Raw genomic sequence first — 21256 nt, 5'->3', positions numbered from 1 at the left:
ACTTATGGCATTAGCAGATTTCGCTGGTAGCGACACTATTGGTTTGGTGTTTACATTCGTTTGTACCGCATCAAAAGAGTACAGCATCGGTGGTGGCACATTGGCTGGCAATAGGGAGGAACAGGCGCTCAATGTCACTATTGCCACTACAGCCAAACTTATGCTTAAGCCAATAGCCTTATGCGAAGCGGGTTTGCTGAATTGATATTGCAATGACGTACCTGTTTTTGGTTTAGCTAAATTGATCATGGTGTTTTCTTCTCTCCCGTTTTTTTGCCAAAACTCTCGCCAGAGCCATCTTTAGTACTGCCTAGTGATCTATCACCCAGTCCTTCACCTGGACCATAAGGAACTGGTTGGCGACCACGTATCAAGCTGCTTGGATTTTGTTTGGTCTGCTCACTTAAACTTTTTAGTGAGCTTGATAAGTCCCCTAATTCTGTCAGCAATCGATTTAACTCTGGGACCGTGTCATTGCTGATCTGGCGTACTGCAGAACCGGCATCGTCCACTGTTTTTTTAGTGCTGATACTGGCCGATGTCGCCTCTTTCGCCAATTTTTCTATTGCCTCTGCGCTGCTGGAAATACGTTGTAACAGCGGATCAAGCTGTGCCGATGCGCGTGCTGCATTGTCAGCCGTCTTAGACGCATTAGCGATACCACTGCTCATCGCATTTTTTTGCGCTGCCAAAGTACCGGTGACAGCTGATGTATCCGCCAGAATTTTGGTAAACGCAGCGCGATTCTCATCGTTTAACACCGCATTGATATTGGCGGCAGTACGATCAAGATTAGCCAGTACCGAGCTGAGCACATTTTCTAGTCGGGCACCCAATGACGGTTTAGTGCGGATCACCGGCAACTCATCTGGCCCGGTAGCGACCAAAACTGGCGCATTGGGCGAACCACCGCTTAACTCAACATAGGCGATACCCGTCAATCCTTGCGTCTTCAGTACCGCTAAGGTATCGATTTTGATCGGCGTGCCTTGCTCAATCGCAAATTGCAATAGTACTTGCTGCGGGTTGGCCGGATCAAGTTTGATATCTTTCACTTTTCCGATATCGACTCCCAGATATTTAACAGGGGCATCAACGTTCAGTCCGGCAACCGATTCATTCACAATCGCAAGATATTTTTCATAGTGTTTTTGCTTGCCTAAACCGACCGACAACCACAAAATACCCGCAATAAATGCCGCACCAAGCGCCAAGACAAATGTACCTACTGCTGCGTAATTGACTTTTGTTTCCATCATGTTTCCTTTTTACTTTCTTCAATTACGGTTTGCATTGTTTTTGATACTCGCTGCTGTTTTTTTTGCTCCTGGCCTGTCTGTTGCTGTGCCGCACGTCCACGTGCACCATCAAAGTATTGGCGAATAATCGGATGATCCATTTTGGACAATTCACTCATAGAGCCAACAGCAAGCACTCTGCCCTCACCCAATACAGCGACCCGGTCAGTGACTTGCCACAACAAATCCAGATCGTGCGTGATCATCACAATGGTTAAGTTATATAAAGCGTGTAAGTCTCGAACTAGGCTGTCAATACCCGCTGCACCAGCTGGGTCTAGCCCTGCGGTAGGTTCATCTAGGAACAGCAATTCAGGATCAAGCGCCAGAGCACGCGCAAGTGCCGCGCGCTTGAGCATACCGCCGCTTAATTCAGAGGGATACCGCGAGCCAGAGTCTGGCTCCAGCCCGCTAAGAGATAATTTCCACGCGGCGACTTCATCAATGATTTGATCGTCTAATACGGTGTGCTCACGTAAAGGCAGGCCAATATTTTCAATCACGTTGAGCGTGCTAAATAAGCCGCCTTTTTGGAACATAACACCCCAACGCTGGCGTAATAGATTGGCCTCTTCGTCCGATGTAGTGGCAAGGTCGGTTCCAAAAATTTTGATTGATCCGGAGTCTGGCTTATGCAACAAAATCATTTCGCGCAGCAAGGTTGATTTGCCCGATCCACTACCGCCGACAATTGCAAAAATCTCACCTCGCCGGATATCCAGATCAAGATCTGTGTGTACTGTCTTGTTGCCAAATCGGGTGCATACCTTGCGCATCTCGATGATGTTATCGGGCTTGGCGTTGTTATTGACGTTGTTATTGACGTTTGTGTCAGGCTTGCTATCAGCCTTATCCTCATTAGCGCTAAGAATTTTTGAGAAATTTTGTGCTTCCATCACAAATCCAATAAATTAAAAATGACGGAAAACAGCGCATCCAACACAATCACCACAAAAATCGCCTGCACTACACTACGTGTAGTCTGGCGGCCAACACTATCGGCATTGCCTTTTGTGCGGAAGCCCTGAAAACAGCCGATCACTGCAATCGCAATTGAAAACATAGCAGCTTTACCAACTCCAATTAATAAGGTCTTTAGCGGAATTTCTGTGCCAAATCGTTCTGCAAATTCATGAAAACCGACACCCAGCTGTAAGCTTGCCATTACCATGCCGCCCAAGACCCCAATCACATCGGCGAAAATGGTGAGCAAAGGTAGTGCGATTAATAAGGCAATCACTTTGGGTATGACCAGCAAATCAATCGGCACGATGCCGATGGTACGCATTGCGTCTACTTCTTCGGTCACAACCATAGTGCCGATTTGCGCGGCATAAGAAGAGCCTGAACGTCCGGCAATAATGATGGCCGTGATTAAAGGCGCAAATTCACGCAGCATGGAATAGCCGACCAGTTCGACCACAAAGATATTGGCACCGTAATGTTTGAGTTGGTCCGCGCCTTGATAAGCGACTACGATGCCCAATAAAAAAGAGGTAATGCCAACAATTGGCAATGCCTCAAATCCGGCAAGCTGAATATTGTGCAGCACCGGTCGCCAGCGCCAGCGTTGAGGGTGCGGCAATAGTCGTGCAAAGGTCATCGCGATTTCGCCGACAAAGCTGAGCAATGCCAAACTATCTTGCAATACGCTCTCGGCTTTTTCCCCAATATGTTCAACAAAAGAAGAATTTACCGAGACTGGTAGCGCAGCATGTTTTTGCTGGCTGACGATGTCCCACATTTTTTGATATTGCGGCGACCATCCTGATAACTGGATGACGCCCCCTTGATCACGGAAGCTTTGCAAGCGCCTCTGTAAGACCCAAATGCCGATGCTATCAATACTAATTAATTGCGAACCATCGATTTGAATTGTGGGCTGAGCAGCAGGCTTACCGGACGATTGATCCAATACGGCATCAGATAATAGCAAGGCCGCTAAATGCGGGTCGATATCGCCAATGGCGCGTGCGGTCCAACTACCAGAAAGAACAAGTTGGCCAGGCGCAGGCTGAGCAATTGCGGCAACGAGTGTCTCAGTAGTTGGCATAAAACGCGACATCTCTCAGGATTAAATAATTATCCTCAGATTGCCTTAAGGAAGACACCTCATCTGTTCGGCAGCGTACGTAGTTCACGAGACGATACTGCTATTGACGCTGATAAATCAATAGCAGCTAGCCATGTATCCGGTACGCATGTAGATTAACTAAGCTTAACCAAGCTTGATCAGATTTTGTAGCAGTAATGGTCCAGTCAATTGCAAAAGACGTCCACCTTCTGCCACCTTACCTAACAAAATTGGAGCAAAGCCAAGCTGTGCGGCAAGTCGTCCAACAGTCGCGCTAGCGTCATCGTCATTGCCCGATACAAATACAACCCGGCGACCCTCATGTTGAGATGGATTGCTTGCCAGAAGCGCCGCAGGCAATTGATTGAAAGCCTTAACTACCTTAGCACCTGGCAACGCCGCTGCCAACACATCAGAAGACGCAAGTCCGCCCAACTCCTCCATCGGCACGCCATAAGGATTCATCGTATCGATGACGATCTTACCGTCCCAGTCAGTCACTTCGCGTGCAATTTGGCGATGTGCCAGAAATGGAATCGCAAAAATAACGATGTCCGCTTTAAGCGCGTCTTGTACTGTTGCTGGCGTCACTTTTTCGCCAAGTTCTTTTGCTAATGACTGAAGTGTGTCTGGGCCACGGGTATTCGCGATAACGACGTCGATGCCAGTGCGGGCGAAGTGACGAGCAAGTGCGGTACCAACTTTGCCTGAACCGATGATGGAATAAGTCATGATAATTTCCTTGTAGTTTAAAAAAGATACTTAAATCGCAGAGCGCGAAACAAGCTGATGTAATCGTACTGCTCGCAAATAGATCTGAGAAGCCGGGATATTGCGATACAAACCATCTATTTTTGAGATATATCTAATTGCAAATCCGGTTGTAAAACAAGCTCAACACGCCCATTAGCGTGACGAGCGAATCTCTCTGCTCAGATCCGTGAACGGGAGCATTGCTTGGCCAGGGCCAACCACCAAACTGCGTACGGCGGTAGTCAGCGTAGGCCTGTCGGAGCTCTTCATCGGAATTCATCACAAAGAGGCCATGCTGCGCAACTGGCTCACCAATCGGAGTGCCTTGCAGCATTAATATTTCGCTTGGTTCTGAGCCGTTAATCAGCTCGACGGTGCTGGTACCGCGCACTTCAATCGCGGATTGTTGTGGAACGATCTGACCATCAATATTCAGACTCGCGCCCTTGAAGAAAAATAGTTTTCGGCGGGTGTTCGCATTCAATGCAGCGGGAAGCGACCAGATTGCGCCGAGCACTTGGTTGGAACGGGTCACTACCCAACAACGCAGCAGGAAGTTGATTGAAAGTTTTGACCACCTTTGCTCCCGGCAATGCCAGCGCAAGGATATCGCTGGATTCTCTCCCGCTTAACTCTTCCGGCGTAAGATCGCGCGCATTCATCGCATCGATCACAATCTTGCCGCTCCAGTCCACCATAACACTGGCAATTTTTCTATAGGCGCGAAAAGGGACAGCGAAGATCACAACCTCGGCCTTGAGTGCGTCTTGTAAGGTCGTTGGCATCACCTTTTCCCCAACTCATTTGTGAGGGCAGTAAGTGAGTCGGAGCCGCGCGCGTTTGCGATACAAACCTCAATATCGCTGCGCACAAACTGACGGGCAAGAGCAACGCCGACGTTGCCAGAGCCGATGATGGAATAGGTCATGGTCGTTCTTAGTCAGCAATAGCAGCAATATCTTTCAGAGCATGACTAATAGCAGCTTCTTTGGCTTCGGGACTAAATGCCAAGCCTTCAGCGCGAATGACCTTGAGATTAGTAATACCCAGGAAGGAAAGTAGTCCGGCCAGGTAACTGTCGTGATGTTCTAGGGCCGCGGCAGGACTGCCTGCAGCATAAACACTCCCGCGGGATGATGCGATAAACACTTTCTTATCTTTGGATAACAAGCCTTCTGGACCATTAGCGCCATAACGAAATGTTTTGCCTGCGACCGCTACCCTATCTATCCAGGCCTTCAGTTGGGTCGGGATAGAAAAGTTATACATCGGTGCGCCGATTACGATGATGTCTGCTTCGAGCAGTTCTTCTATATAAGCACTCCCTTTGGCTAAATCAGCGACAAGGGAAGCATCTTCGACCGCGCCGCCCTGCCAGACTGCCAGATGTGCTCCCGATAAATGCAAAGTGGGGTCCAAAGCAAGGTCGTGATAAATAACTTGGATATCTGGATGCAAAGCGACTTCGCGCGCGACGATGGCGGAAGACAACTGACGGCTAACTGAATATGCGCCGAGAATACTGGAATCAAGATGTAAGAGTTTCATGATTAAACCTTTAGTGTTTTTGGGGTTGATAGGACATGTTCCGCATCATCTGCTTTTTGTGAATAGCTGAGAAGATGATATATTGAGATGGATACCATCTATATTTGAGATACATTAGGAGGATATATGCTAGACGGCGTGTCGCTAGACCAACTCAGAACCTTTGTTGCCGCTGTCGATGAAGGCAGTTTTTCTGCTGCGGCGCGCAAGCTCAACCGGGTTCAATCCGCCGTCAGCGGCTGGGTAAATAGTCTGGAAGAGCAAATCGGCGTGGTTCTTTTTGATCGCTCGGGCAGATATCCCAAGCTCACAGCAGAAGGCATGCTGCTATTGGCCGACGCACGCAATATCGTCGCTGGTGTAGATACACTGAAAGCGCGCGCCAAGCTGATGGCATCTGGGCTAGAACCCGAACTATCGGTGGTAGTAGATGTTTTTTTTCCTACGGTGATGATCGCCGAGGTCGCTAAGGATTTCTCCAGGCAATTCCCTTATACCCCTTTGCGGCTGTATGTTGAGGGTCTGGGCGCTGCTTACCAGCCTGTTATGGACGAACGCTGTAGCTTAGGTATTTTGGCCTCCTTGCCTATCACTTTTCCGTCATTGACAAGCACACGTCTGGCGGAAATGTCTTTATTGATGGTCGCAGCGCCGACTCATCCCTTGGCCTTGTTGGGTAAAACAATGAGCGGACCTATTCCTAAGAAAGCGTTGGAAAAACATATCCAGCTGGTTCTGACCGATCGTTCCGATTTAATGGCTGGACATGATTATGGCGTGATATCTCCACAGACCTGGCGTTTGGCAGACCTGTCCGCCAAACATGCCTTTCTCCTCAACAGCGTTGGATGGGGCAGCATGCCGCTACATATGATTGAGCAGGATCTGGCATCTGGCGCTTTGCTTGTTTTGAATATGGAAGATACGCCGCAAGATGGCTTTAAGCTGCCGATGTCAGCGGTCTATCCGACTGCCGCACCACCGGGACCAGCGGGACAATGGTTTATTGAACGTTTAAAGCTTTGTATAGAGCAAAGAGAACTGCTTAAAGCAAAGTGAGCTATTTCACTCGCCTATTTTTTTAGGAATGAAGCAAAACCGCCTCAGTTGCGCTGCAATCTCTATTGGAACATCGGGTATTAAAGTATTGTTCTCCTATACGCCTTGCGGAGGCAATTCCACTCAAGTCCTATTCAATAAAAAACATATACTCCCCAATATTGTTTAAAAAATTGACCTATTACCCACTGATTCTATGGACAACTTAAATATACTATTTAGGAGTATATATTTAGCTAAACTATGCTTAGCGTCGAAATGTAGCCTTTGGCACTACCGTTCGATACCGGATAACAAACGCGGTAGCAAACGCAAAAGCCTGTTTATGTACTGACCTCCATCCAGCGCCAATGTCTAATCTCGGGTAAGTCCTCACCGTGCACATCTATGTATTGCTTATGCGCGGTCAGTTTGTCACGCACAAACTGTTTGGCCCCGGCGATCTTTGAGGTCAGTTGTGGTAGCCGCATAATTGCCAGCTCAAATAAATGAAATCTATCCATCTCATTTAACACCACCATATCAAATGGCGTCGTGGTTGTGCCCTCCTCTTTGAAACCGCGTACATGCAAATTGTGATGATTAGTGCGGCGATAAGTCAGACGATGGATTAAGGTCGGATAGCCGTGATAAGCAAAAACAATCGGTTTATCCGACGTGAATAAGGCGTCAAAATCCTGATCGCTTAATCCATGTGGATGCTCGCTGTCTGGCTGTAACTTCATCAAGTCCACCACGTTGATGGTTCTGATTTTTATTTCTGGAAAAAATTCCCATAGCAATTTAACGGCAGCCAAGGTTTCTATAGTCGGTACATCCCCTGCGCAAGCCATGACCAAATCCGGCTCTTGATCGGTATGGTTGCTGGCCCAATCCCAAATGCCGATCCCTGCATTGCAATGCAAAATTGCAGCCTCCATCGTCAGCCATTGCGGTTCTGGCTGTTTGCCCGCAACGATCACATTCACATAATTACGGCTACGCAGACAGTGATCAGTAACGGACAACAAGGTATTGGCGTCTGGCGGCAAATAGACTCGGATCACTTCGGCTTTTTTATTCATTACATGGTCGATAAACCCCGGGTCTTGGTGACTACCGCCGTTATGATCTTGCCGCCATACGTGAGACGACAACAGGTAATTAAGTGATGCGATTGGTTTTCGCCAAGTGATATGATTTGCCGTTTTAAGCCATTTTGCATGTTGATTAAACATAGAATCAACGATGTGGATAAAGGCTTCATAACAAGAAAAAAATCCATGCCGCCCCGTCAGCAGATAGCCCTCCAACCACCCCTCACATTGATGTTCACTTAACATTTCCATCACCCGGCCATCGGCGGCGACATGATCGTCAATCGCAATGACCTCGGCGGTAGAGCAACGATTAGTCACATCAAATATGGCAGCCCAGCGATTAGAGGCAGTTTCGTCCGGGCTAAATACCCGGAAATTAGTCGGATTACTTTTGATAATATCGCGGATAAATTTGCCCTGTACCGCAGTAGACTCAACATCAATAGCACCGGGATAAAGTAGATCAACCGCATAGTCCCTAAAGTCTGGCATCTGCAAATCGCGTAAGAGTATGCCTCCATTCGCATGCAGATTGGCACTCATGCGCTGGTTACCGCTGGGCGCCAGCTGAGCTAAATCGGCGCGTAGTTTTCCACTTGCATCAAACAACTCTTCGGGTTGATAGCTCTGCATCCATTTTTCTAAAATCGCTACATGATCAGCATGACTCATATCGCCAATCGGTACTTGATGCGAGCGAAAAGTCCCTTCTACTTGTTTGCCGTCTACAAACTTAGGGCCAGTCCAACCTTTGGGGGAGCGCAAAATAATCATCGGCCAGCGCTGGCGCTGTGTAAAACCATTAGTACGCGCATCCAATTGAATTGCTTTGATGCTGGCGATTACCGTATCTAACGTGGCTGCCATCAATTGATGCATGGTTTCTGGATCATCGCCCTCGACAAAATACGGAGTGTAACCATAGCCTTGGAATAAGGCCTGCAACTCATCCTGCGGAATCCGTGCAAGTACCGTTGGCCCTGCAATTTTGTATCCATTTAAATGCAAGATCGGCAGCACGGCTCCATCACATACAGGATTTAAAAATTTATTCGAATGCCAGCTAGTTGCCAACGCACCAGTCTCTGCCTCGCCATCGCCGACCACACAAGTAACAATCAAATCAGGATTATCGAACGCAGCGCCATACGCATGTGAGAGTGAATAGCCCAACTCGCCTCCCTCATGAATCGACCCCGGTGTTTCTGGCGCGACATGGCTAGGTATACCGCCAGGAAAAGAGAATTGTTTAAAGAGCCGTTTTAAGCCATCTTCATCTTGTGTAATGACGGGATATACCTCGCTATACGTTCCCTCTAAATAGGCATTCGCAACTAAGCCCGGGCCTCCGTGCCCGGGACCGGTGACGTAAATCATATTCAAATCATCTTGTTTAATCACACGATTTAAATGCACATAAATAAAATTAAGTCCCGGCGTCGTACCCCAGTGCCCCAACAATCGCGGCTTAATATGTCCAAGCTCTAAAGGCAACTTGAGCAAAGGATTATCGTAGAGATAAATTTGTCCGACAGAGAGATAATTAGCCGCCGCCCAGTATTCCTGCATCTTTTTTAAAAGCACTGGCTCTAAGGGCTGATTTTTTGTACCTTGAACTTGTTCAGACTCAATTGGTTTCATTGTTATCTTTAGTAAAAGTAACTGGAGGGGCGCCGGTGGAAATGCTATGAGGAGTTTTAGCAGTATTTTGATGCTTATCTAACATTCGAAAAACAGTTTTGGCGATCATTAATTCTTCATCTGTTTTAATCACACGCACCGTGATTGCGCTACTCTCAGAAGAGATAACTTCGTTGTTGGCGGCATTTTTGATAGGATCAATTTCTATGCCTAAAAAGCCTAATCCGCTACAAATTCTGGCCCGGATTTCTGCTGAATTTTCACCAATACCGCCTGAAAAAACCAAAGTATCCAATCCTTCCAGTACACCGATTAAGCCGCAGAGTGTTTTTTTAGTTTGGTAGCAAAATAGGCCAATAGCCTCAGCGGCACGAACATCATTTAGTTCTTTAGAAATCAAAACCTGCATGTCGGAACTGATTTCTGATACACCCAGCAGACCTGATTCGTGCGTCACCATATGATAAAAATCTTTGATCGCCATTTTTTCTGTGCGCACTAGGTACCACACTAATGCAGGGTCAAGATCACCAGAACGTGTGCCCATCGGCAAACCAGAACTTGGTGTAAATCCCATGCTGGTATCGATACTTTTACCGCCTTGTACCGCAGTCACACTAGCGCCGTTACCAAGATGCGCTAGCACTATCCGGCCTTGTGCTGTGGCGTGGTCAGTAAGTCGTGCTAATTCCTCCATCAAAAAAGCACAAGATAATCCATGAAAGCCATAACGCTGCACACCTTTGTCCTGATACCGCCGCGGAATCGGCAACAGATGCGCCATACGTGGCATATCGTGATGGAACGCCGTATCAAAGCACGCGATCTGGGGCAATTGAGGGAAGCGACGATGGAAGGCCTCTGCCAGTAAAATTTCTTCTGGCAAATGTTCAGTATCAAACGGACTCATATGCAACAAGGTTTTAATCATCGTTAAGTTGATGATTTGTGGCTCCCAATAGTCAGATCCACCATGCACAATGCGATGCCCTACTGCGGTCAAACTTGCGGGATCAATCCGTTTTTGCTGCCACGCCATGAGTAAGCTAATTGCGTTGGTATAGTCAGGGAGATGGGCCGTATGAGTGAAGTTATCCTCGGGTGCCAGACCTTTGGATATAAAGCGGCCAGTTGCCTGCCCTATCCCTTCTAACTGTCCATAGAAAACTCTACGCAAATCTGATCCAGATTCAAATAAAGCGAACTTGATGCTGGAAGACCCGCCGTTAATCGTTAACACGCTTGACTTAGGTGGATTCATATCAAGAACCTTCCGCGATGGACTAAAAACCTGGAGTGGCAATGACTTGGCTGAAATATGCCAAAACGCTTTTGACCTAGCAGGATACAAAATAACAATTCAAGCTAAGCCTATACCTGATCTTGCTTATTGTATGTTCGACAACGTACAGACCCGTCGTATAATCGCGATCATTATTGATAACTATTTAGTCAATAATTAGGATCAACATGCAAATTTTTAGCCTGGAACAAAGCAAGCTAGCGTACCGCGTTGATTTTATTTTCTACAGCATTACATCTATCTTGATGGCGACTTTTCTGATTACATTAAGTCCATCAGAACAATTTTTAAAAACAATCACCTTTATACTCACTGGTTTACTAAGCTGGACTTTTATCGAATACGTATTGCATCGTTTTGTGCTGCATGGTTTACGCCCTTTTAGTACATGGCATCAAGAACACCATCAACGTCCGACAGCCTTAATTTGTACACCGACGATCTTGAGTGCCATGCTTATATTTGGATTGGTTTTTTTACCGACTTTAGTGATAGCTGATTTATGGCGAGCATCGTCTCTTACCTTTGGCCTGCTGACTGGCTATCTTTTATACACAATCACACATCATGCAACACACCATTGGCGAGCGAATTATGCTTGGTTACTTCGACGTAAACGTTGGCACGCAGTGCATCATCATCCATCAAAAAAAATCAGCCACTTTGGTGTAACAAACGCTTTCTGGGATAAGATTTTTGGAAGCGATTCAAATTAATTGAACTTGAACTCCCGATTGTCAGCGTTTAGTCCGACATCACTAAATGCTCCTGAAGAATTTTTTGAAAATCTGCTCCAAGTGGTGACGAAGATCGTTATGCTACAAAGCGAATTTCCAACACGAAGTGTTTGAAAGACTTCACAGATGTTTCAATAAAAAATTAAATCCAAACGGAATTTATCTTAAAACAGTACATTGTTACACTTACTTGAAAACGTAACTAAATCCCTACTTAGAGATACAAATCAATTGAAAAATCCCCCTTATTCTTCGATTTAAATCACCGTAAAAATCGATATACATACAAGATGCCCCAGGGTCTTCTTGGTGCTGTATTAAACGGCGTGCTTAGCGATGTATTTACTCACGTATAAATTATTGAATAAAGGAAAAGATCATGTCTATATCGTCAATTGGTGGAAACATATCGCCTCTTTCAGCTTTACAAACATCCAATGTCTCAGCAATCAACTCCGCAACGCCTACCGTCGATCGTGACGGAGACGGTGGACGAGTTCGCGGTGGTGGCGGTGGCAAATTTGCATCCGCCCTGACTCAAGCGCTAGCGCAGCTTGGCATCAGCGGTACCGCTACTACGGATAGCACAGGCACATCTGGTACATCAGCTACTTCGTCAACTTCTGGTAACTCTAGTACTTCTAGCACCTCGGACGCAACATCGGCACAAGATCCACAGCAGGCATTAGCTGCATTTGCACAGAGTTTATTTGCGGCGCTTCAATCACAATCTAGCTCAGGAAGCTCAAGCACATCGTCCTCAAGCTCGGACTCAGGCACAGATCCCAGCAGCGCAATATCAGGTTCTGGTAGCGGTGGACATCATCATCATGGCGGCGGCGGGATCAGCAAGCTTGAAGGCGGCATACAAAATCTGATACAACAACTATCCTCCTCAAGTACTGACACCTCGGACTCTACCAGCACAGGAACAAGCACATCAGGATCATCTAATTCTGCTATCGACGCACTTAAACAAAGCTTCACAAATTTACTGGCGGCAGATGGTCAATCAGGTAGCAGCGCAACTCTGAGCAGTTTTCTAACCAATATAGAAAAAAATCTGCAAGGTGTGACACCAACCGGCAATGTAGTTAGCACAAAAGTTTAAATCGCTGGTACTTCTAATTTAAAATTAGGAACTGTTAACATTGAAATAAAGATTATGTGTAACTTAAAACGGGTGTTTTGAAGTCAGTGTTAGCAGTGCCTACTACTGTGTAACTGAGTTTTAATTTTTTAAATTGACTTTATTGAATTGCGAAACAGATGAATGACACCGCGTATTTTGTCTAAATCATAGTTCGACCTATTCCAACATCACATTCGCCTTCCAAACACAATTCAGCCTTAGACTTTACCTTAGACCAATTGTCCTAGGATGCCAATTCCTAACACTAGATTACTTGAGCTAGATCAAGCGTTACTCAGATTTTTTATGACACGATTATCTTCGCAATGAAGATTCATAATGCAGACTCATCAATCAAGCTTGTTCGGTACCGAGCAAACCAAAATATAGCCCAACACTATATTGAATCTGGATTTTCGGCTGGATCGCTATCGCCTCATAGAGTCCCTAAAAGCGTACGATGTTGAGAGCAATAACACCATCGTGATTTGCGTGCCGACGCTATAAAGACAATTGTAGATGTACTACTAGAAAATCTGGGTTCGAGCCGGTCTTACCTAAAGATGTGTTTTCATTCGCATTTTTTATATCAAGAATGCTCTCTCTTATGCGGTGCATCAATGTTAGGAAAGAAAACTCATGGCTATCGCAACCAATTCGACTAGCGGCCTAAGTACCGATGATGTAGTAAAAAAATTGCGCACAAATGGATGGAACGATTTACCGTCAGCTAAGCCGCGCTCGTTTCAAGCGATCGCGTGGACAATCGTTAGCGAGCCCATGTTTGTTTTATTGATTGCCTGTGGAGCTATCTATTTGGTCTTGGGTAATATAGAAGATGCCGCGATCTTGCTTGGATCCGTCTTCATCATTATAGGAATGAGCTTTTCTCAAGAGAAAAAAAGTGAACGTGCTCTTGAGGCGTTGCGAGATCTTTCTAGTCCACAGGCACTTGTTTTACGCAACTCTACACAACAGAGAGTTCCAGGACGAGATGTTGTTCCGGGAGACATCATCTTACTAGTTGAAGGTGACCGTATTCCGGCAGATGCCTTTCTTATCGAAAGTCAAGGTCTGACCGTTGATGAGTCTCTGTTAAGTGGCGAATCTATTCCCGTTAGAAAATTGGCGAGCGAGCCGTTCAGCGAAGACGTGCTGGCGCCTGGTGGCGATGATCACCCCTCTATCTACTCAGGAACTTTGGTGGTGCAGGGTACCGGCAAGGCACAAGTAGTGGCAACTGCTGGCAATACCGCGCTTGGACGTGTGGGCAATGCCTTATTTACATTGGAAACTGAGCCAAGTCGAATCCAAACTGAGACTCAGCACGCTGTCAAAGTCATCGCATTATCGAGCATCGCTCTGGTTCTCTTTTTGATGGCATGGTATGGCATCTCCCGCAACGACTGGATGACCGGAATTTTAGCGGGATTGACCTTAGCAATGTCATTATTGCCCGCAGAATTACCTTTGATTCTGACGATTTTTCTAGGGATCGGCTCTTGGCGTATCGCAAAGAAGCGTGTCTTAGCACGACGTATTTCTGCAATTGAGATGCTAGGTGCGACGACTGTTCTGTGCGTCGATAAAACTGGCACCTTGACTGAAAATCGCATGGCTTTGTCCCAGATCATTCTTCCTGCACAAGGGACTGACGAACAAGATCTAGTACAGCAATTTAATGACATACAGTCCTTGAAACCAGAACAGTTTCCAGAGAAGTTCCATGAAACTTTGGAATTTGCCATCCTATCGAGTCATAGAAATCCATTTGATCCGATGGAGAAAGCTATTAACGAAACTGGAAAAATCGCTCTGCGTGGAACCGAACATCTACACGCAAATTGGAGCTTAATTGAGGACTATCCTCTGTCACCTGAATTGCTTGCAATGTCACGCGTGTGGCAATCCCCTGATCTTGTGGATTATGTGATCGCAGCAAAAGGTGCCCCTGAAGCAATCATTGATTTATGCCATCTATCGGAAAGCGCGACGCAACAGATTAACATTCAGGTTAATCAGGTTGCAAAGCAAGGACTACGCGTACTCGCCGTGGCCAAAGCAAGCTTCCGGCGTGGCGACCTGCCCGAAATTCAACATGATTTTAAATTTCAGCTAACCGGATTAATCGCTCTGGCTGATCCCCTGCGACCTAGCGTCAGGAAGGCTGTTACGGAATGTCATGCTGCTGACATTCGTGTGATTATGATTACCGGTGACTATCCAGCGACAGCACTTAGTATAGCAATGCAAAGTGGACTGGACGTTACGTCGGGCGCCATTACAGGATCAGAATTAGAGACGATGAGCGATATTGACTTGGAGCAGTGCTTACAAAGCGAATCATCGAATTCAATCAACGTATTTTGTCGAATACAACCAGAACAAAAATTAAGGCTCGTCGTCGCATTAAAAAATATCGGAGAAATTGTAGCCATGACGGGTGATGGCGTGAACGATGCACCCGCGCTAAAGGCAGCTCATATCGGTATCGCCATGGGCGGACGAGGCACGGATGTCGCGCGAGAGGCATCCGCCTTGGTGTTACTCGATGACGATTTCAGTTCTATTGTGGCGGCGATTTCTTTAGGGCGCCGGATTTTTGATAATGTACGGAAAGCCGTCGTATTTGTCATTGCCGCACATATCCCGATAGCAGGCATGTCGATACTGGCCGTAATGATGGGATGGCCCTTGATCTGGTTGCCGGTACATATCGTTTTTTTTGAATTGATGATTAATCCAACCTGTTCGATTGTATTTGAGGCGGAGCAAGAGGAAGCGAATGTAATGAACCGCCCTCCACGCTCTACAAAGGCGAAAATATTCGATAGGCCGTTGTTCATGATGGGGCTACAGCAAGGCGTTTTTTTGTTACTTATCTTAGTAGCAGTTTATATGGGATCTACGCAATTAGGACTTCATACTGAGCAAGCCAGAGCTTTAACTTTTTCAGCAATGATTGTTGGTGACATTTGGTTGATCTTGATCAACCGATCCTCATCATTACCTTTTTTCGCCTCATTAAAGTTACCCAATCCTGCATTATGGTGGGTGATCGCCTCAGGAGTAACCATGCTGGGACTAGCCCTATTTGTACCCTTTATGAGTCAGTTATTCCATTTTTTGTCCCCACCATCCAGTGTTTTATTGCTGATGCTGATCAGTGTCAATATGCTGTTGACCTTGTTCGTCGTTGCAACCAAATTTCTCTCTCCCAGAGGAGTTTGATTCAAAAATCAAATTTATCTTTGAATATTTTTAACCTACTAAAAAAGAGTATGTATGAAATTACGCAATAACAATTCGAACTACGGTTCGCTGTCGATTGGACTGCACTGGTTTATGTTGATCTTGATTGTGGCCGTGTACGCCTGTATGGAACTGCGCGATATATTCCCGAAAGGAAGTCAAGAGCGGGACGCAATGAAGACCTGGCACTATATGCTAGGTATGTCGGTCTTGTTGTTTGCATTGGTGCGCGTCATAATTCAAGCGATTCAGACAGCACCGATAATTACTCCTGAGCCAGCCAATTGGCAAAAAATGCTCGCCAAATTAATGAAGATTGCGCTCTACGTCCTAATGATAGGCATGCCAATCGCAGGATGGCTGATACTCAGTGCGAAAGGGAAAACAGTCCCATTTTTCGGTTTGCAAATACCAATGTTAATTGGAGAAAATAAATCGACAGCAGGGTTAATCAAGGAAGTGCATGAAACAGCCGCAACAATAGGATATTTTTTGATTGGACTACATGCCTTAGCTGCCCTATTTCATCATTATATTATTAAGGATAATACTCTGATCAGGATGCTGCCACGCCGTGATTGATTGACGACAATCTATTCAACACTCCTCAAAAATATTCTCGATCTCTTCGAGAATATTCTCTTGTCATGTGACATTAATCTAAGCCGTTTATAATCATCCCGGAATAAGCATATGCAAATAAACGCTCACAGGTTGTTTGCTGGATGTGACGTGCGCATTTTCCGTTTTAAAAATAGACTTCCTTGTTATTGCCAAGATTTTCTCCTGACTGATCCAAGAATAATGGCTGATAGTGAAATCAACTACTGTATGGATCGTTCAAATCCGTTTTAAGACGAAAGGAATTCCATGAGCAATGTTGATTTTGACTTTGACTTTTTTGTGATTGGTGGCGGTTCCGGCGGTGTTCGGGCCGCACGTGTCGCAGCAAGTCATGGCGTGAAAGTCGCAATTGCAGAAAGCGACCGTTACGGTGGCACCTGCGTTATCCGAGGTTGCGTTCCCAAGAAACTCTTAGTTTATGCCTCACATTTCGCTGATGATTTCTCCGATGCAGAGGGCTACGGCTGGACAATTTCTAAGCCAACTTTTTCCTGGAAAAAATTAATTACCGCTAAGGACAAAGAAATTGATCGTCTTAGTCGGATTTATCAGGACTTGTTAAATAATTCTGGTGTGAGTGTGCTAAACGGTCGTGCGCATTTTGTTGACGATCATACTGTTGAGGTGAATGGTCAGCGTATCCGTGCAAAATATATTTTGATCGCAACTGGTGGCAGACCTTACCGTCCATCAATCCCTGGAATTGAATATGCCATTACCTCGGACGAAGCTTTTGAACTGGCCGAGCTACCAAAGAAAGTTTTAATTGTCGGCGGAGGTTATATCGCGGTCGAATTTGCAGGTATTTTTAACGCGCTTGGTGCAGAGGTGACTCTGTCTTATCGAGGCGAGCAGATACTACGTGGTTTTGATCCCGATCTTGGCTTACATCTGCAAGAGGAAATGCGTAAAAAGGGAATCACGATTGTACTTAATAGCACAGTAAGCGAATTGATTAAGCAAGACGATGGACTAATCAAGGTCAATATGGACAAAGGTGATCACGGCCATCTTATGTTCGATACTGTCATGTATGCGACTGGCCGAATTCCACAAATTGACAATCTGCATTTAGAGAAGATTGGTGTCGATGTCATAGCGGGCGGCGTGCGCGTTGATCATACGTCGCGTACCAGCGTCCCACATATTTTTGCAGTTGGCGACGTGACCAATGGCATTGCCCTTACTCCTGTGGCAATTCGCGAGGGCGCTGCGTTGGCGAACTCGTTGTTTGGCCCGACTCCAAGCTTACCCGATTTCAGTATTGTTCCTTCTGCCGTATTCAGTCAGCCTCCTGTGGGAACTGTTGGCCTAGGTGAATTAGACGCGCTCGATCAATATGAAGAAATCGATGTCTACAGTAGTAACTTCAAACCACTAAAAAATACCTTATCCGGTAATCATGAGCGAACATTGATGAAGCTTATTGTCGATACCAATACCCAAAAAATACTGGGCGCACACATGATCGGTCCCGATGCGCCAGAAATTATCCAGGGACTCGCAGTCGCAATCCGCATGGGAGCAACCAAAGCAGACTTTGATAAAACAATCGGCATTCACCCGACAGCGGCTGAAGAATTTATGACGATGCGTGAGAAAAAAACGAAGCTAAAATGTGGCTCTTAAAACAGGGTTCTAAAAAACATGAATCTTAAAACCGCCATGTCTGATATAGAAAATCTGCAACGTATCGAAATCATAGAGGGGCTAAGTCAGCCATCTGCACAGATTTCACCAAAATATTTTTATGACACAAAAGGCTGCGAACTGTTTGAAGCGATTACGCGTTTGCCTGAATATTATCTGACGAGAACAGAGCAATCCATCATGGCCAGCTGTAGCGAACAAATCGCACAAGCCGTTGGAAAAGACCGGACTATTATTGAATTAGGTGCCGGCAGTTGCGAAAAAGTTCGTCATTTGTTCCGATCTATTCATCCTGCCAGATTTATTGCCGTTGATATTGCATCCGATTTCTTGGTCGACTCAGTCCGTAATTTGCGACAAGAGTTCCCAGAAATTGATATCCGTCCAGTAGTAGCTGATCTTACCTCTGACGTAGCATTACCAGACGATTTACCTATGGGAAAACGCTTAGTATTTTATCCAGGATCGTCTATTGGCAATTTTGATCGACCAGACGCATTGGCTTTGCTAACCCGTATCCGAACATTGATTGATGTCGACGGCGCATTATTGATTGGTGTCGATTTAAGAAAAAATAGTGCAATTCTGGAAGCTGCCTATGACGATGCAGCAGGCGTTACGGTGGCATTTAATCTCAATGTGTTAAATCATATCAATCGTCTTATCGCAAGTGATTTCAAGCTGAATCAATGGCGACATCTTGCACTTTTCAATATGGACGAGTCACGTATTGAAATGCATCTGGAGGCAATCGAGGACACTCAAGTATCGTGGCGTGGCGGTAACCGTCATTTTAAAACCGGTGAGAAAATCCATACAGAGAACAGCTACAAATATACACCCGAAGCATTTATAGATCTTTTGGCGCAAGGCGGATTTAAACATTCTCAGATGTGGACTGATGAGAATAATTTATTCGCCGTGATGCTGGCCAGACCTTAAAATTTTCATCAAAAATCACTGTAAAAAAATTTAAAATTTCTGCTAATTCGTCAATACAATTTATATTCCATCAATTCAATCAGTTCAACCACTAATCGTCCGGCCAATGATATCTACCAATTCACATCATAATTACACCTCAATCCGTAATCAAACGATGTCTCTGGCTGCACCACTCTCAGCAGAAGATTGTTGCGTGCAGCCTATGCCGGACGCTAGTCCAATTAAATGGCATCTGGCGCATACCACCTGGTTTTTTGAAACCTTTGTGTTAGAGCCTTGGGAGCTAAAATTTACGCCCTATCATCCAGCCTTTCGTGTTCTGTTTAATTCCTATTACAACGCCATCGGTGACAAGCATCCTCGTTCGCAACGCGGTATGCTAACTCGCCCCAGCTTGGATGAAGTCATCGATTATCGCGCTAATGTCGATCAACGGATTCAAGCATTATTAGTGTCCAATATCGATAACCAAGCCCTATTGCAAATGATAGAACTGGGACTGCATCATGAGCAACAACATCAAGAATTGATGCTAACCGATATTAAATATTTACTCTCACTCAACCCTTTATTCCCTGGTTATAAAAATACCTCCAAGTCAGCTGAACTACCGAATAAATTACCGACTAAATTGCCAAAAGCCACACAGGATTTAGTATGGTGTAATTTTGATGCTGGACTTGTTGAAATAGGTCGTAATAGCTCAGAAAATAAGTTAGAAAATACGGAATTTTTCTTTGATAACGAGACACCACGACATCAGGTTTATTTACAAGCGTATCAACTGGCTTCACGTTTAGTGACCAATAGCGAATACGCTCAATTTATTGCTGAGGGTGGTTATCAGCAAGCGCAATATTGGTTATCAGAAGGATGGGATTGGCTTAAAGCACAAGATCGCCATCACCCTTTATATTGGGTGCAAGAAAGTAATGCTTGGAATGAATTCACCTTGAACGGACTAGTTCCACTTAATCCTGATCAACCCGTCGTACATATATCTTATTTTGAAGCCGATGCGTATGCTCGTTGGGCAGACGCACGACTACCGACGGAGGCTGAATGGGAGAATGCCGCTGAGAACTTGCCGTTAAAAGGCTATTTTTCTGACAGCGGATTATTTCATCCTATGCCCGATCAGGATCTTCACAATCCGTTGTCTGCGCATGAGCTAAAGCAGATGTTTGGTGATGTATGGGAATGGACACAATCAAGTTATGCTCCCTACCCTGGCTTTCGCGCAAAAACAGATGCCGTTGGTGAGTACAACGGTAAATTTATGGTCAATCAATATGTATTGCGAGGTGGCTCATGTGCTACACCAATAAACCACCTCAGAGCTAGTTATCGTAATTTTTTCCCTGCGCATACTTGTTGGCAGTTCTCTGGCATCCGCCTGGCACGATAACTGATTACCTAATCAAATTACTTTTTTATACTCATCTGATTAGTTACTTTTTGTACGCCTTCAATCGTTTTGGCTACTTCGGTTGCACGCACAATTTGTGTATCGCTATCGACAAAACCACTGAGTTGAACGTCACCTTTGCTAGTGATCACGGCAATATCTAAACTTTTAATAGAGGCATCAGCGATCAAGGCAGATTTCACTTTTGCGGTGATAACGCCATCGTCAATTTTATTGCCGATGGTTCTTGATTCTTTCAGCATTAATTTATTATCGACAGACTTAACACCTTCTACATTTTTCGCAATCGCAACGCTGTGATCAATCTGACTTTGACTATCAACAAAGCCGCTTAACATTGTCTCGCCTTTACGAGTAGCTACTTTAATGTCATACGCTTTTACCTCATTGTCAGCTAATAAAGCAGAAGACACTTTGGCGCTGACAACAGTATCGTCAACTTGCGTACCGACAGAGATATCCGGTGCTGAACTACCGGCAACATCGGTTGGCTTATTGCACCCAGCCAGTAAGATTAACAGTGCGCCGGTTGCACCCCAATATAGTCCTGTGGATAATTTTTTCATGACATGTCCTTTGATTTTATGAGTACGTAAATCGATCAGCACAATGGAGCACTATCTATAAATGACGTCCATCCGTGCTTTAGAGAGGCTGGTCTTGTTAATGGTTTTGATCTTATTCAGATCATTAAAATTCAGCCCCACTGGTGACTTAATCATGCCTTTAGCC

The 21256-nt window shown here is 45.4% G+C and carries 20 protein-coding genes; 9 read left to right on the top strand and 11 right to left on the bottom strand.

Annotation, left to right across the window (positions count from 1 at the left end; all coding sequences use genetic code 11):
* The first annotated feature begins 4 nt into the window (after positions 1 to 4).
* A complete protein-coding gene (locus AAKU64_RS07390; protein ID WP_354332017.1) occupies positions 5 to 205 on the top strand; it encodes a hypothetical protein in 201 nt (66 codons plus the stop codon).
* Between the two features lie 40 nt (positions 206 to 245).
* Here AAKU64_RS07390 and AAKU64_RS07385 read toward each other — a convergent pair whose 3' ends face one another.
* From AAKU64_RS07385 to AAKU64_RS07350, 8 genes are all read right to left on the bottom strand, one after another.
* Positions 246 to 1256 carry an MlaD family protein gene (locus AAKU64_RS07385; RefSeq protein WP_354332019.1) on the bottom strand — a complete coding sequence of 337 codons (1011 nt, stop codon included), beginning with the start codon at positions 1254 to 1256 and terminating at the stop codon, positions 246 to 248.
* Positions 1256 to 2194, bottom strand: a complete 939-nt coding sequence (locus AAKU64_RS07380) for an ABC transporter ATP-binding protein (RefSeq protein WP_354332021.1) — start codon at positions 2192 to 2194, stop codon at positions 1256 to 1258. Before AAKU64_RS07380 ends, AAKU64_RS07385 begins: the two co-directional genes overlap by 1 nt.
* Positions 2194 to 3363 carry an ABC transporter permease gene (locus tag AAKU64_RS07375; protein ID WP_354332023.1) on the bottom strand — a complete coding sequence of 390 codons (1170 nt, stop codon included), beginning with the start codon at positions 3361 to 3363 and terminating at the stop codon, positions 2194 to 2196. The genes AAKU64_RS07380 and AAKU64_RS07375 overlap by 1 nt, the downstream gene beginning before the upstream one ends.
* 153 nt (positions 3364 to 3516) lie before the next feature.
* Positions 3517 to 4104 (bottom strand): NADPH-dependent F420 reductase, encoded by a 588-nt coding sequence (locus AAKU64_RS07370; protein WP_354332025.1) that lies wholly within the window; start codon positions 4102 to 4104, stop codon positions 3517 to 3519.
* A 133-nt stretch (positions 4105 to 4237) separates the two neighbouring features.
* Positions 4238 to 4609 carry a pirin-like C-terminal cupin domain-containing protein gene (locus tag AAKU64_RS07365; protein ID WP_354332027.1) on the bottom strand — a complete coding sequence of 124 codons (372 nt, stop codon included), beginning with the start codon at positions 4607 to 4609 and terminating at the stop codon, positions 4238 to 4240.
* Positions 4551 to 4910: an NAD(P)-binding domain-containing protein gene (locus AAKU64_RS07360; protein ID WP_354332029.1), complete on the bottom strand. Its 360-nt coding sequence runs from the start codon at positions 4908 to 4910 to the stop codon at positions 4551 to 4553. The genes AAKU64_RS07365 and AAKU64_RS07360 overlap by 59 nt, the downstream gene beginning before the upstream one ends.
* Positions 4910 to 5053, bottom strand: coding sequence for an NAD(P)-binding domain-containing protein (locus AAKU64_RS07355; protein WP_354332030.1), 144 nt, complete (start codon positions 5051 to 5053; stop codon positions 4910 to 4912). The genes AAKU64_RS07360 and AAKU64_RS07355 overlap by 1 nt, the downstream gene beginning before the upstream one ends.
* Before the next feature lie 8 nt (positions 5054 to 5061).
* The gene (locus AAKU64_RS07350) at positions 5062 to 5673 is read right to left on the bottom strand and encodes an FMN-dependent NADH-azoreductase (RefSeq protein ID WP_354332032.1); all 612 of its coding nucleotides are present in this window, start codon (positions 5671 to 5673) and stop codon (positions 5062 to 5064) included.
* 126 nt (positions 5674 to 5799) lie between these two features.
* On the opposite strand from AAKU64_RS07350, the gene AAKU64_RS07345 reads away from it, so the two are divergent.
* A complete protein-coding gene (locus AAKU64_RS07345; RefSeq protein WP_354332034.1) occupies positions 5800 to 6732 on the top strand; it encodes a LysR family transcriptional regulator in 933 nt (310 codons plus the stop codon).
* Positions 6733 to 7055: 323 nt separating this feature from the next.
* Here AAKU64_RS07345 and AAKU64_RS07340 read toward each other — a convergent pair whose 3' ends face one another.
* Complete coding sequence (locus AAKU64_RS07340; protein WP_354332036.1) at positions 7056 to 9452, bottom strand: phosphoketolase family protein; 2397 nt, start codon at positions 9450 to 9452, stop codon at positions 7056 to 7058.
* Positions 9439 to 10713 carry an acetate/propionate family kinase gene (locus AAKU64_RS07335; RefSeq protein WP_354361949.1) on the bottom strand — a complete coding sequence of 425 codons (1275 nt, stop codon included), beginning with the start codon at positions 10711 to 10713 and terminating at the stop codon, positions 9439 to 9441. The genes AAKU64_RS07340 and AAKU64_RS07335 overlap by 14 nt, the downstream gene beginning before the upstream one ends.
* Positions 10714 to 10922: 209 nt before the next feature.
* Between AAKU64_RS07335 and AAKU64_RS07330 the strand changes: the two genes are divergently transcribed.
* From AAKU64_RS07330 to egtB, 7 genes are all read left to right on the top strand, one after another.
* Positions 10923 to 11471, top strand: a complete 549-nt coding sequence (locus tag AAKU64_RS07330) for a sterol desaturase family protein (protein ID WP_354332040.1) — start codon at positions 10923 to 10925, stop codon at positions 11469 to 11471.
* A 400-nt stretch (positions 11472 to 11871) separates the two neighbouring features.
* Positions 11872 to 12603, top strand: coding sequence for a hypothetical protein (locus tag AAKU64_RS07325; RefSeq protein WP_354332042.1), 732 nt, complete (start codon positions 11872 to 11874; stop codon positions 12601 to 12603).
* A 660-nt stretch (positions 12604 to 13263) separates the two neighbouring features.
* The gene (locus AAKU64_RS07320; RefSeq protein ID WP_354361948.1) at positions 13264 to 15855 is read left to right on the top strand and encodes a cation-translocating P-type ATPase; all 2592 of its coding nucleotides are present in this window, start codon (positions 13264 to 13266) and stop codon (positions 15853 to 15855) included.
* 54 nt (positions 15856 to 15909) lie between these two features.
* Positions 15910 to 16458 (top strand): cytochrome b, encoded by a 549-nt coding sequence (locus AAKU64_RS07315; protein WP_354332046.1) that lies wholly within the window; start codon positions 15910 to 15912, stop codon positions 16456 to 16458.
* A gap of 288 nt (positions 16459 to 16746) precedes the next feature.
* A complete protein-coding gene (gene gor / locus AAKU64_RS07310; RefSeq protein WP_354332048.1) occupies positions 16747 to 18129 on the top strand; it encodes a glutathione-disulfide reductase in 1383 nt (460 codons plus the stop codon).
* Between the two features lie 18 nt (positions 18130 to 18147).
* The gene (gene egtD, locus AAKU64_RS07305; protein WP_354361947.1) at positions 18148 to 19092 is read left to right on the top strand and encodes an L-histidine N(alpha)-methyltransferase; all 945 of its coding nucleotides are present in this window, start codon (positions 18148 to 18150) and stop codon (positions 19090 to 19092) included.
* Between the two features lie 106 nt (positions 19093 to 19198).
* A complete protein-coding gene (gene egtB / locus AAKU64_RS07300; protein ID WP_354332051.1) occupies positions 19199 to 20503 on the top strand; it encodes an ergothioneine biosynthesis protein EgtB in 1305 nt (434 codons plus the stop codon).
* Positions 20504 to 20520: 17 nt separating this feature from the next.
* On the opposite strand, the gene AAKU64_RS07295 is transcribed toward egtB, so the two are convergent.
* Complete coding sequence (locus tag AAKU64_RS07295; protein ID WP_354332053.1) at positions 20521 to 21090, bottom strand: BON domain-containing protein; 570 nt, start codon at positions 21088 to 21090, stop codon at positions 20521 to 20523.
* Positions 21091 to 21256 lie beyond the last annotated feature (166 nt).

The sequence above is a fragment of the Undibacterium sp. GrIS 1.8 genome, assembly GCF_040544445.1.
GTDB lineage: Bacteria > Pseudomonadota > Gammaproteobacteria > Burkholderiales > Burkholderiaceae_D > Undibacterium.
Note: the sequence above shows the minus strand (reverse complement) of the source record. Positions and strands in the feature narration are given on the sequence as shown.

What these genes read in the sequence shown, in the direction of transcription:
- AAKU64_RS07390 (WP_354332017.1), top strand. Translation starts at nt 5, where the DNA reads ATGGCATTAGCAGATTTCGCTGGTAGCGACACTATTGGTTTGGTGTTT.
- AAKU64_RS07385 (WP_354332019.1), bottom strand. Translation starts at nt 1,256, where the DNA reads ATGGAAACAAAAGTCAATTACGCAGCAGTAGGTACATTTGTCTTGGCG.
- AAKU64_RS07380 (WP_354332021.1), bottom strand. Translation starts at nt 2,194, where the DNA reads ATGGAAGCACAAAATTTCTCAAAAATTCTTAGCGCTAATGAGGATAAG.
- AAKU64_RS07375 (WP_354332023.1), bottom strand. Translation starts at nt 3,363, where the DNA reads ATGTCGCGTTTTATGCCAACTACTGAGACACTCGTTGCCGCAATTGCT.
- AAKU64_RS07370 (WP_354332025.1), bottom strand. Translation starts at nt 4,104, where the DNA reads ATGACTTATTCCATCATCGGTTCAGGCAAAGTTGGTACCGCACTTGCT.
- AAKU64_RS07360 (WP_354332029.1), bottom strand. Translation starts at nt 4,910, where the DNA reads ATGCCAACGACCTTACAAGACGCACTCAAGGCCGAGGTTGTGATCTTC.
- AAKU64_RS07355 (WP_354332030.1), bottom strand. Translation starts at nt 5,053, where the DNA reads ATGACCTATTCCATCATCGGCTCTGGCAACGTCGGCGTTGCTCTTGCC.
- AAKU64_RS07350 (WP_354332032.1), bottom strand. Translation starts at nt 5,673, where the DNA reads ATGAAACTCTTACATCTTGATTCCAGTATTCTCGGCGCATATTCAGTT.
- AAKU64_RS07345 (WP_354332034.1), top strand. Translation starts at nt 5,800, where the DNA reads ATGCTAGACGGCGTGTCGCTAGACCAACTCAGAACCTTTGTTGCCGCT.
- AAKU64_RS07340 (WP_354332036.1), bottom strand. Translation starts at nt 9,452, where the DNA reads ATGAAACCAATTGAGTCTGAACAAGTTCAAGGTACAAAAAATCAGCCC.
- AAKU64_RS07335 (WP_354361949.1), bottom strand. Translation starts at nt 10,713, where the DNA reads ATGAATCCACCTAAGTCAAGCGTGTTAACGATTAACGGCGGGTCTTCC.
- AAKU64_RS07330 (WP_354332040.1), top strand. Translation starts at nt 10,923, where the DNA reads ATGCAAATTTTTAGCCTGGAACAAAGCAAGCTAGCGTACCGCGTTGAT.
- AAKU64_RS07325 (WP_354332042.1), top strand. Translation starts at nt 11,872, where the DNA reads ATGTCTATATCGTCAATTGGTGGAAACATATCGCCTCTTTCAGCTTTA.
- AAKU64_RS07320 (WP_354361948.1), top strand. Translation starts at nt 13,264, where the DNA reads ATGGCTATCGCAACCAATTCGACTAGCGGCCTAAGTACCGATGATGTA.
- AAKU64_RS07315 (WP_354332046.1), top strand. Translation starts at nt 15,910, where the DNA reads ATGAAATTACGCAATAACAATTCGAACTACGGTTCGCTGTCGATTGGA.
- gor (WP_354332048.1), top strand. Translation starts at nt 16,747, where the DNA reads ATGAGCAATGTTGATTTTGACTTTGACTTTTTTGTGATTGGTGGCGGT.
- egtD (WP_354361947.1), top strand. Translation starts at nt 18,148, where the DNA reads ATGAATCTTAAAACCGCCATGTCTGATATAGAAAATCTGCAACGTATC.
- egtB (WP_354332051.1), top strand. Translation starts at nt 19,199, where the DNA reads ATGATATCTACCAATTCACATCATAATTACACCTCAATCCGTAATCAA.
- AAKU64_RS07295 (WP_354332053.1), bottom strand. Translation starts at nt 21,090, where the DNA reads ATGAAAAAATTATCCACAGGACTATATTGGGGTGCAACCGGCGCACTG.